Source organism: Daejeonella sp. (assembly GCF_036405355.1).
Classification (GTDB): Bacteria; Bacteroidota; Bacteroidia; order Sphingobacteriales; family Sphingobacteriaceae; genus Daejeonella.
This window is the reverse complement of the sequence record NZ_DASWXT010000122.1, coordinates 44957-60330: the sequence shown is the minus strand read 5'-3', so window position 1 is coordinate 60330 and position 15374 is coordinate 44957. Positions and strand designations below refer to the sequence as shown.

The window sequence follows — 15374 nt, the reverse complement described above, 5'->3', positions numbered from 1 at the left end:
TATGAATTATTCTACATTAAAGAAAGCACTTGTGTTTTCATTAGTAGCAGCCTTAGGCCTCAGTGAGGTTTCCTTTGCGCAAGATGCTACTAACTCCTCTGCCAAAGTATTTGGTGGGAGAGGCCAGTATAGAACCTGGAGTTTTGGTGTCAATGCCGGAGTATTAGCACCTGTTGTTGCTATCGGTGGAACTAATGACTTTACTAACTGGAGTCCATCTTTAGGTTATGGTCTTACTTTAAGAAAGCAAGTAGATCATATCTTCGGTATTCAGTTTGCTTACCACGGTGGAGAGCTTAGCTATGATAATGATGGTGCCACAGTTAATTTGGGATTAGGCCCACGTACTGACGGAGTTACACAAATCAGCCATGCATTAGACCTTACAGGTATTGCTAACGTAGGTACAATTGATTTCCTTAAAAGAGAAAACGCAGTTAACTTCAACTTAAAAGCTGGTTTTGGTTATGCTGCTTATCACTGGAAAGAAATTAACCCTAACTCAACTCCTGCAAAAGGAACTTATGGTCCAGACAGAGATCGTAACAACATCCGTAACATGTATGTTCCGGTAGGTGCTGGTATCAAATTTAAAGTTTCAGAGCGTGTTAACTTTGATCTTGGTTACACCATGAACTTCCTTGATGCTGACGATCTTGATGGTACAAAAGGAAAAGGTTTCTCAAAAGATAAATGGTCTTATACCTCTGCTGGTATTGAATTCTCTTTAGGTTCTTCTGCTAAGCCGAACTTAGACTGGGTTAATCCACTTGCCCTAATGTATGATGAATTAAAAGATCCTACATTACGTCAGGAAGTTGAGGCATTAAAAGGTCGTGTAAGTGCTCTTGAAGCTGCTGATCTGTTAAAAGATTCAGATGGTGACGGTGTTGCTGATAAATTAGACAAATGTCCTAATACTGAAGCTGGAATTAAAGTTGATGGTTCCGGATGTCCTTTAGATGTTGATGCTGATGGTATTCCTGATTCAAAAGATGCTTGTCCTACTGTTAAAGGTATCGCAAGATTAAACGGATGCCCTGAGTTTAATGCTGGTCCGGTTGTTCCAATTCAGTTTGAGTTTAACTCTTCAGTTTTAAGAACTTCAGCTTATTCAATTCTTGATGGCTTAGCTTCTTCATTGAAAGCTAATACTTCTGCAGTTGTTCAATTAGACGGTCACGCTTCTGCTGAAGGTACTGAAGAATACAACATGACTTTATCAAGAGACAGAGCTAATTCAGTTAAAACTTACCTGGTTAACGCTGGTATCGCTTCTAACAGAATTGCAACAACTGCTTATGGCGAAAGCCGTCCGGTTGCATCTAATGCAACTGAAGCAGGACGTTCCCAAAATCGTCGTGTTGAGATCAAACAACAATAAACAATACTGTATATAAGCAGATTGTAAAAAAAAGAATCCCGTACCGATTATTTCGGTACGGGATTCTTTTTTTATTTAATATTTTTGCCCTATGTATTTTTTCAGAAAGCACGATCCTAACAGACCTTCAAGTTTCAATCTGAAGGTAATGCATATAATTAATACAATTGCAATTGTCTTATTTCTTGCTGGTATTATTTATAAGCTTTTTGATTGGTATGTATTCTGAGATTTAGAATGAGTCTTATTTTAGGTGTTTTGTCTCTCTACCTGATTAAATAATTATTATGAAATCAATAATTTATACTGAAAGGGCACCTGAACCTATCGGGCCTTATAGTCAGGCTGTGCAGGCCGGAAATATGTTGTTTATATCCGGCCAGATTCCAATAGATCCCATAACAAATCAGTTGATTCAGGGTGGTATTGGGGATGAAGCCAGGCAGGTTATGAAAAATTTGGAAGCGCTGCTCCAGGCTGCCGGCTTTTCATTTGAAAATGTGGTAAAGACCACCATTTTTTTAAGTGATATGAATCATTTTGCAGAGGTTAATGAGGTTTATGGCTCATACTTTCGGTCAGATTTTCCGGCAAGAGAAACCGTTGCTGTTCTTGGATTACCTAAAAATGTGAATGTAGAGATCTCCCTTGTTGCTGTTAAGTCCTGATATTGAAAGCGGGTCAACTGAAATATTTTTTAGCCGCAATTATATCTGTGGTAACCTGGGGCTTCTTCTCTATTCCACTGCGTAAAATCCAGCATTACCCTTCTGATGAGATATTATATTACAGGATATTTACTTCACTGATATTCACCTGGTCCTATATTGCACTATTTCGTGTTAAACAGGTAAAATCTGATCTGGGTTATTTTTATTCTCTGGACAAAAGTGGACGCAAGAGAATAATCATTCTATGCTTGCTTTCGGGGGTATTGATAAGCGGGAACTGGTTCACCTATATCTATGCTGTAAATAATGTTAATTTGAAGTCAGCGGCCTTTGCCTATATGGTATGCCCTTTAATTACCGCTTTCGCCGGTTTTCTGATTCTAAAAGAAAGACTAAGCATGCTGAAGCTCATTGCGCTGGGAATTGCTTCGGTCAGTATTTTAATTCTGGCGCAGGGATCCCTGAGAGATGTTTTGTGGTCTGTATTTGTTGCGGCACTCTACAGTTTTTTTCTGATCGTTCAGAAGGTAATGAGCAGGATGGATAAGTTTAATATGCTGGGTTTACAACTATTTATCGCCACAGTTTTAATGTTTCCTTTTTTTATATACAGTTTCCGGAGCTTTCCTCTTGATACTTACTTCTGGGTGGACATTGTTATAATTGCGATTTTCTTTACTATAATACCCTTATATTTAAGTCTTTATGCATTGATTGGCATGCCTTCTTCCACTTTGGGGATCATTATTTATCTTAATCCCATTGTTGCTTTTGCGGTAGCATTTTTCTACTTTCACGAGGGAATTAGTCTGCATCAGTTATATGCATACTCCCTGTTATTAGCCGCTGTTATTGTTTTTAACTGGAATACGATCAAAGAAATATTTTTTAAAATTCCGGCCCCTGAGTTTCCGGAAATTACTCCCTGAAAGGATTGACAGAACAAATCTTAAAAACTCCTGTTGAGTACTTAAAAGGTATAGGATCTCAGCGTGCTGAGATACTTAAGAAGGATCTGCGGATATTTACTTATGACGATCTTCTCCATCATTATCCTTTCCGTTATATTGACAGGACCCGATTTTATAAGATTCGGGAACTAAATCCTGATCTGCCTTCGGTTCAAATACTTGGACGGATTCTTTCAAAGGAGATATTGGGTGATAAGCATACCAGAAGGCTTGTCGCAAAATTCAAGGATGATACCGGTAGTATTGAACTTGTTTGGTTTCAGAGTATTCGTTGGATTGATAAGATCATCCAGCCTGGTTCAGTTTTTATTGTTTTTGGGAAGCCAGTAATTTTTAATGGACACTTCTCGATCTCTCATCCTGAACTTGAGCCTTATCAGCCTAATGCAGAGAATAGAGGTAATCTTACTCTGCAGCCGGTTTACAGCTCTACTGAGAAGTTAAAACAGTTCAACCTTGACAGTAAAGGTCTTCAAAGGGCTCAGGCTACTCTTATTGATCAGGTAATCAGGCAAATTAAAGAAACTCTGCCTGATTATATATTAGATAAACATAAACTCTTAGGCCTGCAGAAAGCACTTTATAATATTCATTTTCCTGAAAATGCCCAAATTCTTAAGGCCGCAGAGACCCGTCTGAAATTTGACGAATTGTTCTTTATTCAGTTGAAACTTTTACGGACGAAACTGGTTCGGACTCAAAAATTTAAAGGAGCTCTCTTTAATACTGTTGGAAATAATTTTAATACTTTTTATTCGGAGAAATTACCTTTTGAACTCACAGCTGCCCAAAAGCGTGTAATTAAAGAGATCAGGCAGGATACCCAACGCGGAGTACAAATGAACCGCTTGCTCCAGGGTGATGTTGGTAGTGGGAAGACAGTCGTAGCCCTGATGATTATGCTTCTGGCCATAGATAATGGTTATCAGGCCTGCATAATGGCCCCTACTGAGATTTTGGCTCAGCAACACTATTTGTCTATTAAGAGTCTGTTGGGCGATGGCTTTGTCAGTGTGGAAATATTGACTGGATCTACTTTGAAAAAGGCGAGAACAGGTCTTCATCAGCGACTGGAGAGTGGAGAGCTTGATATTCTTGTTGGTACACATGCTCTGATAGAAGACGCTGTTAAGTTTAAAAATCTTGGACTTGTTGTGATTGATGAGCAGCATCGTTTTGGAGTTGAACAGCGTGCTAAATTATGGCGCAAAAATATCATCCCGCCGCATGTCCTGGTTATGACGGCCACACCCATTCCACGTACTTTAGCCATGACCCTCTATGGTGATCTGGATATTTCAGTAATCAATGAGCTTCCTGCAGGAAGAAAACCCATTAAAACAGTTCATTTATATCATAGCCAGCGTTTAAGGATGTTTGGTTTTATGCGTGAGGAGATTGCCAAGGGAAGACAGATTTATATTGTTTATCCTTTAATCAAGGAGAGCGAGAAGCTTGACCTATTGTATCTTGAGGCGGGAATACAAGCAATTATTGATGAGTTTCCAATGCCTGAATATCAGCACAGTATAGTTCATGGTAAACTGGCGGCTAAGGAGAAGGCATCCGAAATGCAGCGTTTTGTTAAGGGAGAAACACAAATCATGGTAGCTACAACTGTGATAGAGGTTGGAGTTAATGTTCCGAATGCAAGTGTGATGATTATTGAAAATGCTGAACGCTTTGGATTATCACAATTGCATCAGTTGCGTGGAAGGGTAGGCAGAGGGGCGGAGCAATCTTTTTGTATATTAATGTCAGGAAACAAGTTAAGCAGTGATGCCAGAACCCGTTTAGATACGATGGTTCGTACAAATGATGGGTTTGAGATCGCAGAAATTGATCTTCAGCTCAGAGGACCCGGAAATATTGAAGGAACACAGCAGAGCGGAGTACTGGATCTAAAGCTGGCCGATCTTTCAATGGATCAGAAACTTTTAGCTGATGCCAGGCAAACTGTTATACAGTTACTTGAAGATGATCCGGAATTAAAGTCTGATTCAAACCTGCTCTTAAAACAATATTTTGAACAGAAATCGGGTGGTATCAGTTGGGATAAAATATCTTAAAGAAATTATATTACAATAAATGAAAGGATTTAATCATAATGACTGCTAGCAAGTCTTCAGAGGCTGTCAATGATCCCTATATCGCAATGCGTTTTCCGGAGTTCCGCTCCTATCTGGCCATGCGGTTTTTATTCACTTTTGCCTATCAGGTACAGGCTGTTGTAGTTGGCTGGCATATTTATCAGCTAACCAAAGATCCGCTCTCACTGGGGCTTATTGGCCTCGCAGAAGCTATTCCTTCAATAACAGTGACCCTTTACGGTGGATATATTGCTGATAAATCGGATAAAAAGAAACTAATGATCTGGATCATCCTTGCGATGCTGCTATCAAGCCTTGTATTGATGCTTGTATCCAGCCCTGAGGGACTTGAGTATCTGGGACAAAAATCAGTCATTCTGATCATGTATCTGATGATATTTTTTGTGGGAATTGCCAGAGGTTTTTATTCACCTACCGCGTTTACTCTGGTGGCTCAGATCATCCCGAGAGATCATTATGCAAATTCATCAACCTGGAACAGTGGAATTTGGCAGGTCGCTTCGATCATGGGGCCTGCTGTTGGCGGATTGTTGTATGCATTCAGCGGTATTACCGCCTGTTTTATAGTGATTGTTAGTTTTATGGCTATGGCCTTGGGCTGCATTGTCTTTTTTGTTAAAAATTATCCTCCTCAGTTTGTTCCGAGGGAAAATATATTCAAAAGTCTTTCGGAGGGTATAAAATTTGTTTTTAATAACAAAATGATTCTCGGTGCATTAAGTCTGGATATGTTCTCTGTGTTTTTTGGAGGTGCAGTTGCCTTGATGCCTATTTTTGCTCATGACATTCTTAAAGTAGGTTCTGAAGGTCTTGGTTTTATGCGTGCTGCACCCGCAGCAGGTGCAGTGATTACGATGTTTATCATGGCCAGATATCCTCCGATGAACAAGCCCTGGAGAAACCTGCTCCTGGCAGTTGCCGGTTTTGGTCTGTCTATTATTTGCTTCGGACTTTCACGTAATTTTTATTTGTCTTTAATCTGTCTTTTCTTCGAGGGTGCATTTGATAGTGTCAGTGTAATAATCCGGTCAACCATATTACAGTTACTAACCCCCCAGGAAATGCGTGGACGAGTTTCTGCAGTTAACGGGATGTTTATTAATTCATCGAATGAGATTGGCGCATTTGAGTCGGGAGCAACCGCAAAACTTATGGGGACAATACATTCAGTGCTTTTTGGAGGCACGATGACGCTGATTATTGTATTTTTTACTTACCTGAAAACCAGAAAGCTTGTCCCTCTGGGATTGAAACAAATTAACAGGGATTAGATTCTGTTCGTTCTTCCAACCACAAAATAGATAATAGAACCAAGTATTGGTGCGATAAGGATTACGATGAGCCAGAGCAATTTTGTATTTGTAGGCTTATTGCTTCTGAACAGGTCAAGCAGGGTATACACGATCAAAATTGCCCAGAGAATCCCAAACAGGAAGCGGAAGATATTTCCGATAAAAAGTAGACTTGTTAGAGTAATCATAATGCTTTTTGTTTTCGTCCCCAGAAAAGATAAACTACTGCTCCCAGGTATGGTGCTATCAGAATAAAAATGATCCAGAGAAATTTTTGACTTGTACTTAAACTTTTTGACTTCAGAGTATCGAAAATTGCAAATGGAATAATTAGAAGAAGGGATAGAATGGCAAATATTACCATAATCCATTCCCAAATACCAAAGCCTGATGTGAATTCTGTAATCATAGATGGGCTAAATATTTATCCATGTGCATATAAGGAGTACATTGTTCATTGTTGAATATACAAAATTATTTAAACTTCTGTATTGTATTTCTCGCCGATTTGCTGGCGCCACATTGCATAATAAAGACCCTTTTCTGCTATCAGTTCATCATGTTTACCTGATTCAATGATATGCCCCTTCTCCAGGACAAAGATTTTATCAGCATGCATAATGGTTGAAAGCCGATGCGCGATCAGTATTGTAATATGATCCTGTATAACAGATACATCACGAATGGTTTCGGTGATCTCCTCTTCGGTAATTGAATCGAGAGAAGAAGTAGCCTCATCAAATACCAGGATATTTGGTTGGCGTAATAAGGCTCTGGCAATAGAAAGACGCTGTTTTTCGCCTCCTGATACTTTCACACCTCCTTCTCCTATTACGGTATCCAAACCTTTATCTGCACGGGCAAGTAAATTCTGACAGGCAGCTTTTTGCAATACGCGCAGGCAATCTTCATCACTGGCATCCGGACGAACAAAGAGAAGGTTTTCCCGGATTGTACCCGAGAATAATTGTGTATCCTGTGTAACGAAACCTATTTTTTCACGAAGTTCATCAAGATCAATGTCGGTTCCGGGAATATCATTATAAAGTACCTGCCCGGCCGCAGGGTGGTATAAACCTACCAAAAGTTTTACTAAAGTAGTTTTTCCTGATCCCGAAGGCCCAACAAAAGCAATCGTTTGTCCTTTTACTGTATCAAAGGAGATATTTTCAAGTGCATAACGGTTTGCCGACTGATGTTTAAAGCTAACTGAATTAAATTTAAGACTGGTGATGCGGCCGAGAAGTGCCGGTTTTAATGGTTTTTTCTCTTTTGGGGTATTTAGTATCCCTCTAAAATTATCCAGAGATACCTCGGTTTCCCGATAAATATTGATGATGTTTCCGAGTTCCTGTAATGGTCCAAAAATAAAGAAGGAATAGATGAAAAGTGAGAAAAACTCACCTACACTTATTCTGCCTGCGAATATCAGGTAAAGCATCAGAAGGAGAATCATGTTTCTCAATAGGTTTACGAGGGTCCCCTGGATAAAACTAAGGCTGCGGACATATTTTACTTTCTTCAGCTCAAGTTTTAATATTTTATCAGTCGTATTGCTCAGGCGTTTAATTTCCTGACTGGATAGCCCAAGGCTTTTTACCAGCTCAATATTACGAAGCGATTCAGTCGTAGATCCGGCCAGTGCTGTGGTTTCACTGACAATGGTTTTCTGAACAATTTTAATTTTTTTGCTCAATACAGAACTGATCACACCAAGAATCGGGATTACAGAAACGTAAACCACAGCAATAGACCAATGGATATTGATGGCATAAACAAAGACAAAAGTTACTCCTACGAGTGAAGTAAAGACAATATTTATGAGAGCTGTGATTAGTTTTTCAGTATCAGTTCTTACTTTTTGAAGGATTCCCAATGTTTCGCCACTGCGCTGATCTTCGAATACGGAGTAAGGTAATTCCAGGGAATGAGCCAATCCATCAGAATAAATCTTTGCTCCCAACCGCTGGGTGATCACATTTACATAATAGTCCTGAAAGTTTTTTGCAATTCTGGAAACCATTGCAACACCCATTGCCGCAAGGATGAGTAAACCTGCGCCCTGAAAGAATTCTTCAGTGGTATATTCCTGGTAACGGGTTACATATGTATCAATGATTTTTCTGAAGATCCAGGGATCAAGCAGAGAAAAAATTTGGTTAATTGCTGCCAGAAGCAGAGCCAGGGCAATAAGCCCCTTGTAATTTTTTAAATAGTCTGCTAGTAATTTCATATGGCATCAAAATTAAAAAAGGGAATAGTGCTTTTGCCATATTCCCCTTCTTTTTACAATCATATTAAGATTAGACAGTCATGATATCTTTTTCCTTGGCCTCCATCAGGCGGTCAATTCTTACGATACATGAGTCTGTTAATTTTTGTACATCACCTTCGCCCGTTTTAATTTCATCATCTGATACCCCCTCAGATTTAGAGCGTTTGATTTTTTCATTTGCATCTTTGCGGATATTTCTGACGGCAATACGACCTTTTTCAGCCTCTTCTTTCACTTTTTTCACAAGGTCTCTACGGCGCTCTTCAGTTAATGGCGGAACGTTTAGGCGGATCACAACACCATCATTCTGTGGGTTTAGTCCGATATTTGCCTCCATGATAGCTCTTTCTATCGGAATCAGCATCGTTTTTTCCCATGGTTGTACAACTAAGGTACGTGCATCAGGAGTATTGACCGTACCGATCTGGTTCAAAGCAGTTGGCGTTCCATAGTAGTCCACAAATATCCCGTCAAGCATGGAAGGCATTGCTTTACCAGCACGAATTTTTACAAGTTCATTATCACAAAACTCAATGGCTTTTTCCATATGAGTTTTTGCATCATCCAGTTGTTTCTTAATTAGCTCGTTCATAATATATCTGTTCGATCTGTAAAATTAATTAAATTCCTGTTATTCTCAGGTATTTAAGCTTTACCCGGTCTTTGATTTCTTAGCCTTTCACTAATGTACCGATAGGTTCACCATCCACCAGACGCATTAAATTACCCGGTTTATTCATGTCAAAAACAATGATTGGCAAGTTATTTTCCTGACAAAGGGTGAACGCGGTCATATCCATAACATTCAGATTCTTTTTGTAAACCTCATCGAATGTTATTTCATCGTATCTGGTGGCATCTGGTTCCTTCAGTGGGTCGGCAGTGTAAATTCCATCTACGCGTGTGCCCTTCATTACAACATCTGCATTGATCTCAACTGCTCTAAGAGAAGCTGCGGTATCAGTTGTAAAATATGGATTACCTGTACCGGCACCAAAGATTACGATCCTTCCTTTTTCAAGGTGTCTGACTGCACGGCGGCGAATAAAGGGTTCACAGATCTGCTCCATTTTAATAGCAGTAAGCAAACGTGTTTTTACACCGGTTTTTTCAAGCGCATCCTGCAAAGCCATGCTATTAATAACAGTAGCAAGCATACCCATGTAATCTGCCTGCACACGATCCATGCCTGCTTTTTCAGCGCTCAGGCCACGATAAATATTGCCGCCCCCAATTACAAGTGCGATCTCTATCCCTTTAGCATGTACAGCGTGAATATCTTTTGCATATTGAGCAACACGGTCAATATCAATACCGTATTGTTTCTCGCCCATCAATGCTTCACCGCTTAATTTTAAAAGGATACGTTTGTACTTCATGGAGATATTTTTTTAAAGTTATTAAAATATTTTAGTTGAGCTTACCAGAAAAGTAGGTGCTATGATGTTTTAGTTCTTTGTTTATCACGATAATATCGGCTCTGAATCCCTTTTTAATCAGACCTTTATTATTGTCTCCCATTAAGCGGGCAGGATAGGTTGAGGCCATCCTTAAAGCTTCATCCAGGGGGATACCAACCTTTAGAACACAGTTTTCAACTGCTTTGAGCATGCTCAGGCATGAACCTGAAAGAGTTCCGTCGGGCATGGTATACCTGTCGCCTTTAAATACGTGCTGATAAACACCTTCATTGGTTTCGGTAACGGCGTCTGTGATCAGAAATAAACGATCACCAAGTTCACGTTTAGCAAGTTCGATCATTGGGAAACTCACATGAACACCGTCAGCCACTATACTGGTATAAGGTTTTAGTTTAAAAATTGCAGGTACAAGTCCGGCAGCCCGATGATGAATTGGCGGCATTGCATTGTAAAGATGGGTAGCAGCCTGCACCGGATTATTTAAAAAGGATAAAGCTTCCTCATAAGTCGCATCGCTATGTCCGGCTGAAATAATGATATTGTTTGAATGGAGGAAATCTATCAATTCCTGATCCTGAAGCTCGGGTGCAATGGTCATCATTTTTAATTCACCTTCTGCACGTTCCACCCAGCTTTTTATCTCTGCAAGAGTTCCTTTTTTGATATATTTTTCAGGATGGGCACCTTTACGTTTTACGTTCAGATAAGGTCCTTCAAGATGCAGGCCCAGAAAATTACCTGTTGCTCTTTTGCGATAAGCTTTAGATGCATTAATAGCTTTAAGTACTACCTCATCACTATTGGTTGCTGCTGTGGCGAAAAATCCGGTTGTGCCCTGAGCGAGAAGATCTTTTTCCATTTGTTCCAGACCTTCTTCATCCGGTAATGCACCGAATAATTTACCTCCACTGCCATAAATTTGAAGATCAATAAGTCCGGGAGCAATAGTCAAACCCTTAAGGTCTGTTATTTTGAAACCAGCAGGAATCTGTTCAGGATCAGTGATCGAATGGATTTTTCCATTACTTATTAAAAGGGCTTTATTTTCCAGTCTTTCTTCTCCGGTAAAAATGCTGGCATTAATAAGTGCTTGATCCATAGCGTAAAAAAATAAAGGCAAAAAAAATCCTCTCCAATTTGGAGAGGATTAAGAATTAAGCTCCTAACTGAACCCGCTTAAATGCGGTAACAGTGAGGCCTTTTTCTACATCATTTAAAAACTGTGCGACAGTTTTAGAAGAGTCTTTAACAAACTCCTGATTTAGTAAGGTAGAGTCTTTATAGAATTTATTAAGTTTTCCTGCAGCAATTTTTTCAACCATTTCTTCAGGTTTACCTTCTGCACGGATCACATCTTTAGCAATTTCAAGTTCTCTTTCGATAGTTTTTGAATCAACATCACCTTTGTCAATTGCAACCGGGTTCATGGCTGCGATTTGCATAGCAACATCTTTACCTACTTCATCAGCACTTGCAGGATTAGAGTTTAATGCAACTAATACTCCAAGACGATAATTTCCATGGATATAAGCGATCACTTTTTCACCTGTTACTGATTCAAATTTAGAAACACCTACTTTCTCACCAATCTTTCCGATTTGTGAAACGATAGTATCAGCTAATTTTTCACCATTAAGTTCAAGCTCAACCAATTCTTCTAATGAAGAAGGATTTTTATCGATTGCCAAATCAGCAATGCTATTAGCAAAGGCTATGAAATCAGCGTTTTTAGCTACGAAATCGGTTTCACAATTGAATTCAACAATAACACCGCGTTTGCCGTCGGCTGTTGTTTTTGCAATAACCACTCCTTCATTTGATTCACGATCCTGACGGCTAGCTGCAACTTTTGCACCTTTTTTACGAAGGTAGTCAATAGCGGCTTCGAAATCTCCGTTAGCTTCGGTTAAGGCTTTTTTGCAATCCATCATACCGGCTCCGGTTTGCTGGCGTAATTTATTTACATCTGCGGCAGTAATTTGTACTGTAGACATGTTATTTCCTTTATTTAATACAGGATCACAATTCATGTGATCCTGTAATTTTTGTAAACTATAAATTTTATTTTCATCCTCGCCTGCCTGCGGTAGGCAGACGAAAGCGGGAACCCCCTGAATGAAGCAGGGATTAAATTGGAGATTACTCTTCGCTCTTCGCTTCAGGCTCAGCTTCAACTGCTACACCTTCAGGGCTTGTAGCCTTACGGGTACGTTTGCCTGGAGTTGCTGCTTCATCTTTAGCTTCACCTTCTGTATCAACTTTAGCTTTTGCAGCTGCAGCTTCTTTGTCGGCTTCTTCTTCTTTCTCACGCTTACGCTCATCCAATCCTTCGTGGATAGCTTTCATGATAACATCAGTAATCAATGTAATTGATTTGGTTGCATCATCATTTGCAGGGATAGGGAAGTCGATGTTTGACGGGTCAGAGTTAGTATCAACCATTGCAAATGTTGGGATGTTTAATTTCATCGCTTCAGCAACAGAGATATGCTCTTTCTTAACGTCAATAATAAATAATGCAGCAGGCAGGCGGTTCAGATCAGCGATACCTCCAAGAAGTGCCTCTAATTTGATACGCTCACGCTGAATCATTAATTTTTCTTTTTTCGATAATACATCAAATGTTCCGTCTTTGGTCATCTTATCGATGTTAGACATCTTTTTGATCGATTTACGAACTGTAGCAAAGTTAGTTAACATACCACCTAACCAACGCTCGGTTACATAAGGCATGTTTACAGAACGAGCCTGCTCAGCAACGATATCTTTAGCTTGTTTCTTCGTAGAAACAAATAAGATCTTACGTCCTGATTTTACGATCTGTTTGATCGCAGCAGCAGCTTCTTCTAATTTTGTTAAAGTTTTATTTAAGTCTATAATGTGGATGCCATTACGCTCCATGAAAATGTACGGTGCCATTTTCGGATCCCATTTGCGGGTAAGGTGACCAAAATGTACACCTGCATCCAATAAATCCTGATATGTTGTTCTTGCCATTGTCTGATCCTCCTGAGATTAACGTTTACTAAATTGAAATTTCTTACGGGCTTTCTTACGACCTGGTTTCTTACGCTCAACCATACGGTCATCGCGGGTCATAATGCCTTTTGCTCTCAATGCAGGTTTTTTCTCTGGATCCAGCTCTACAATAGCCTTGGCAATTGCTAAACGAACGGCTTCTGCCTGTCCTTTAACACCACCGCCGGCAACGTTTACAGTTACATCGAATTTTCCTGTTGATTCAGAAACTTCGGTTGACTGCATTACGATGTATTGTAATGGCAATGTTGGAAAATACTCCTTGTAATCTTTACCGTTTACGGTAATGTTGCCGCTTCCATCTGTTAGATAAATGCGTGCAACTGCGGTTTTTCTTCTTCCTGAAGTGTTTGTAGTTGACATTTCTCTTAATTACGGTTTAATGGTTGTAGGATTTTGCGCTGCATGCGGATGTTCTGAACCTGCATAAACGAACAGGTTTTTGTACAATGCACGGCCCAAACTGTTTTTAGGTAACATACCACGTACAGCCTTCTCTACCACACGGGTAGGATGCTTTGCCATTAACTCTTTCGGAGAAATGAATTTCTGCCCACCAGGATAACCGGTGTAGGAAACGTACTGCTTTTCAGCAAACTTGTTCCCTGTGAGTTTTACTTTGTCTGCATTGATAACGATAACATTATCTCCGCAGTCTACGTGTGGGGTGTACGATGGCTTGTTTTTCCCTCTGATGATCATTGCGATCTTAGAAGACAAGCGCCCCAAAATCTCTCCTTGAGCGTCAACAACTACCCATTCTTTGCTGACGGTCGCTTTGTTGGCAGAGACAGTTTTGTAACTTAACGTATTCACTTGCTTGAATTTAAATTATGTATTAATTATTTTTTGCCCTAAAATTAGGGACTGCAAAGATAGGAGAAATTTTCTAAAGAGCAAATGCTTGGAGTGAAAATATGATTCTTTAGGATGAGTTGAATTTGGAGAGTTGAAAGTTGCTGGACAAAGAAAGATGGTCGAAGTTGACAGTTGTAATGAAAAACGAACTGCTTCGGCCATAAAGGGTGTCTTATTTGAGGTTATCGGCTCGAATTGGCCTGAGTTTATTTGATAGTGAGCATAGTGGAAAGAGCTGAAAACTTACCGTGGCAGCATTTGAATTGTTTGGAAAGCAGTGTCCGAATTCCATAGGAACCGCCAGTCTTGCTGTTCGCGGCCGAACGGCATCAGCCGGGCGGGCGCTATTAGTCCTCGCCGATGGTAAGGATAGTTCAAGAATGAACTTTGCCTGAGGCTCCGGGCTTTACGCTGCCATCAGGTTTAGATTTGAGAGGATTGCGTTTCTATCAGAATAGTCAATGGCGTCCTTCAAACAGATAGTGTATCCTCCAGCTCTGCACAACTAAAACCAACTCTGGCTAAACTTTTAATTATGATTCCTGCTTCAATAGAAACAGCTTCAACCCTGAGGATATGTTCGCAATCTTCAAGATCGAAACTCCATCTTTCGGTTTCACTCATTAAACTGTTCATCAATGGCTCAATCGACTTTAAATCCAGATAGTTTTCAACCGATGTTTTGAATACCAGTACTTTTTTCATTTTAATAATTGGTATTTTTTCAGAATTAGCCATCATATACATGAGATTTGAAAGCACACGCAGGCGCGCGCTTTCAATGGCTCTAATAGTTTATCTGTCCCAGAAAGCCGGGGGTTCAATACCAAGAGCACGCAGGTAAACATATGCCTGTGCACGGTGATGGATCTCATTATCTATAAAGTAAAAGATATTTCCCCAGATCGTGCCTTCATATTGTCCGAAAGACAGGATTCTGTCGTGGAATTTGTCAGCCGGAATCTTTGCAAGATTCTCAAAGAGCTCGGCAGTATTTTCATCCCATATAGCCAGAGTATCGGCAATACTTGTTGATTTAACGGCATGGCCCGCAATTTCACCTGCTTCTCCGCCTGCCATCTCACGGATTCCGCCTGTGCTTACATCCATCATTTCCTGGATAAGCTGTGCCGCAGGCCGCATTCCACCAATAGAGTATTCGAAAAATTCTTTTTCAGGGAAGGCTTCAATCACCCTGCGAGTGAGTCCGCGGTGTCCTTGCCAATGATCGAGTAATTCAGATGGGTTAATTACAGTTCCGATTTTTTCTGTTGTATTTAAGCTTTCCATTGTATTGTTTTTTAGTTTAAATCAAAACTATGGAGCATGAATGACAACAGTATGTCAGTAGT

General features: G+C 40.0%; 18 protein-coding genes. 6 read left to right on the top strand and 12 right to left on the bottom strand.

What is annotated here, in order from left to right; translation table 11 throughout:
* Position 1 precedes the first annotated feature (1 nt).
* The 6 genes from VGE44_RS15080 to VGE44_RS15055 all read left to right on the top strand — a co-directional run bounded on the left by VGE44_RS15080 (position 2) and on the right by VGE44_RS15055 (position 6408).
* Positions 2-1384 (top strand): OmpA family protein, encoded by a 1383-nt coding sequence (locus VGE44_RS15080; protein WP_331080601.1) that lies wholly within the window; start codon positions 2-4, stop codon positions 1382-1384.
* 91 nt (positions 1385-1475) lie between these two features.
* Positions 1476-1613: a DUF6728 family protein gene (locus VGE44_RS15075; RefSeq protein ID WP_331080599.1), complete on the top strand. Its 138-nt coding sequence runs from the start codon at positions 1476-1478 to the stop codon at positions 1611-1613.
* A gap of 58 nt (positions 1614-1671) precedes the next feature.
* On the top strand, positions 1672-2052 hold the full coding sequence (locus VGE44_RS15070) for a RidA family protein (RefSeq protein ID WP_331080597.1): 381 nt from the start codon (positions 1672-1674) through the stop codon (positions 2050-2052).
* A gap of 2 nt (positions 2053-2054) precedes the next feature.
* Complete coding sequence (locus tag VGE44_RS15065; protein ID WP_331080595.1) at positions 2055-2984, top strand: EamA family transporter; 930 nt, start codon at positions 2055-2057, stop codon at positions 2982-2984.
* A 5-nt stretch (positions 2985-2989) separates the two neighbouring features.
* The gene (gene recG, locus VGE44_RS15060) at positions 2990-5095 is read left to right on the top strand and encodes an ATP-dependent DNA helicase RecG (RefSeq protein WP_331080593.1); all 2106 of its coding nucleotides are present in this window, start codon (positions 2990-2992) and stop codon (positions 5093-5095) included.
* 38 nt (positions 5096-5133) lie between these two features.
* Positions 5134-6408 (top strand): MFS transporter, encoded by a 1275-nt coding sequence (locus VGE44_RS15055; RefSeq protein WP_331080591.1) that lies wholly within the window; start codon positions 5134-5136, stop codon positions 6406-6408.
* Here the strand turns inward: VGE44_RS15055 and VGE44_RS15050 are convergent.
* From VGE44_RS15050 to VGE44_RS14995, 12 genes are all read right to left on the bottom strand, one after another.
* Positions 6405-6617, bottom strand: a complete 213-nt coding sequence (locus VGE44_RS15050; RefSeq protein ID WP_324487229.1) for a PLDc N-terminal domain-containing protein — start codon at positions 6615-6617, stop codon at positions 6405-6407. The two genes, VGE44_RS15055 and VGE44_RS15050, sit on opposite strands and share 4 nt — an antisense overlap.
* A complete protein-coding gene (locus VGE44_RS15045; RefSeq protein WP_331080589.1) occupies positions 6614-6838 on the bottom strand; it encodes a PLDc N-terminal domain-containing protein in 225 nt (74 codons plus the stop codon). The genes VGE44_RS15050 and VGE44_RS15045 overlap by 4 nt, the downstream gene beginning before the upstream one ends.
* Before the next feature lie 69 nt (positions 6839-6907).
* A complete protein-coding gene (locus VGE44_RS15040) occupies positions 6908-8662 on the bottom strand; it encodes an ABC transporter ATP-binding protein (protein WP_331080587.1) in 1755 nt (584 codons plus the stop codon).
* Between the two features lie 70 nt (positions 8663-8732).
* Positions 8733-9296 (bottom strand): ribosome recycling factor, encoded by a 564-nt coding sequence (gene frr, locus VGE44_RS15035; protein WP_331080585.1) that lies wholly within the window; start codon positions 9294-9296, stop codon positions 8733-8735.
* A 79-nt stretch (positions 9297-9375) separates the two neighbouring features.
* On the bottom strand, positions 9376-10083 hold the full coding sequence (gene pyrH, locus VGE44_RS15030) for a UMP kinase (RefSeq protein ID WP_324487234.1): 708 nt from the start codon (positions 10081-10083) through the stop codon (positions 9376-9378).
* A 31-nt stretch (positions 10084-10114) separates the two neighbouring features.
* Positions 10115-11224 (bottom strand): N-acetylglucosamine-6-phosphate deacetylase, encoded by a 1110-nt coding sequence (gene nagA, locus VGE44_RS15025; protein ID WP_331080582.1) that lies wholly within the window; start codon positions 11222-11224, stop codon positions 10115-10117.
* A 55-nt stretch (positions 11225-11279) separates the two neighbouring features.
* Entirely contained in the window at positions 11280-12119 is an 840-nt protein-coding gene (gene tsf / locus VGE44_RS15020; protein ID WP_331080580.1) for a translation elongation factor Ts, read from the bottom strand.
* Positions 12120-12264: 145 nt separating this feature from the next.
* On the bottom strand, positions 12265-13122 hold the full coding sequence (gene rpsB / locus VGE44_RS15015; protein WP_324487237.1) for a 30S ribosomal protein S2: 858 nt from the start codon (positions 13120-13122) through the stop codon (positions 12265-12267).
* 18 nt (positions 13123-13140) lie between these two features.
* Positions 13141-13527: a 30S ribosomal protein S9 gene (rpsI, locus tag VGE44_RS15010; RefSeq protein ID WP_305366380.1), complete on the bottom strand. Its 387-nt coding sequence runs from the start codon at positions 13525-13527 to the stop codon at positions 13141-13143.
* A gap of 9 nt (positions 13528-13536) precedes the next feature.
* Positions 13537-13980, bottom strand: a complete 444-nt coding sequence (gene rplM, locus VGE44_RS15005) for a 50S ribosomal protein L13 (protein ID WP_324487238.1) — start codon at positions 13978-13980, stop codon at positions 13537-13539.
* 513 nt (positions 13981-14493) lie between these two features.
* Complete coding sequence (locus VGE44_RS15000; RefSeq protein ID WP_331080575.1) at positions 14494-14727, bottom strand: hypothetical protein; 234 nt, start codon at positions 14725-14727, stop codon at positions 14494-14496.
* Between the two features lie 90 nt (positions 14728-14817).
* Entirely contained in the window at positions 14818-15312 is a 495-nt protein-coding gene (locus VGE44_RS14995) for a DinB family protein (protein ID WP_331080573.1), read from the bottom strand.
* Positions 15313-15374 lie beyond the last annotated feature (62 nt).

Coding starts and splice junctions, on each gene's coding strand:
- VGE44_RS15080 (WP_331080601.1), top strand. CDS start 2: ATGAATTATTCTACATTAAAGAAAGCACTTGTGTTTTCATTAGTAGCA.
- VGE44_RS15075 (WP_331080599.1), top strand. CDS start 1,476: ATGTATTTTTTCAGAAAGCACGATCCTAACAGACCTTCAAGTTTCAAT.
- VGE44_RS15070 (WP_331080597.1), top strand. CDS start 1,672: ATGAAATCAATAATTTATACTGAAAGGGCACCTGAACCTATCGGGCCT.
- VGE44_RS15055 (WP_331080591.1), top strand. CDS start 5,134: ATGACTGCTAGCAAGTCTTCAGAGGCTGTCAATGATCCCTATATCGCA.
- VGE44_RS15050 (WP_324487229.1), bottom strand. CDS start 6,617: ATGATTACTCTAACAAGTCTACTTTTTATCGGAAATATCTTCCGCTTC.
- VGE44_RS15045 (WP_331080589.1), bottom strand. CDS start 6,838: ATGATTACAGAATTCACATCAGGCTTTGGTATTTGGGAATGGATTATG.
- VGE44_RS15040 (WP_331080587.1), bottom strand. CDS start 8,662: ATGAAATTACTAGCAGACTATTTAAAAAATTACAAGGGGCTTATTGCC.
- frr (WP_331080585.1), bottom strand. CDS start 9,296: ATGAACGAGCTAATTAAGAAACAACTGGATGATGCAAAAACTCATATG.
- pyrH (WP_324487234.1), bottom strand. CDS start 10,083: ATGAAGTACAAACGTATCCTTTTAAAATTAAGCGGTGAAGCATTGATG.
- nagA (WP_331080582.1), bottom strand. CDS start 11,224: ATGGATCAAGCACTTATTAATGCCAGCATTTTTACCGGAGAAGAAAGA.
- tsf (WP_331080580.1), bottom strand. CDS start 12,119: ATGTCTACAGTACAAATTACTGCCGCAGATGTAAATAAATTACGCCAG.
- rpsB (WP_324487237.1), bottom strand. CDS start 13,122: ATGGCAAGAACAACATATCAGGATTTATTGGATGCAGGTGTACATTTT.
- rpsI (WP_305366380.1), bottom strand. CDS start 13,527: ATGTCAACTACAAACACTTCAGGAAGAAGAAAAACCGCAGTTGCACGC.
- VGE44_RS15000 (WP_331080575.1), bottom strand. CDS start 14,727: ATGAAAAAAGTACTGGTATTCAAAACATCGGTTGAAAACTATCTGGAT.
- VGE44_RS14995 (WP_331080573.1), bottom strand. CDS start 15,312: ATGGAAAGCTTAAATACAACAGAAAAAATCGGAACTGTAATTAACCCA.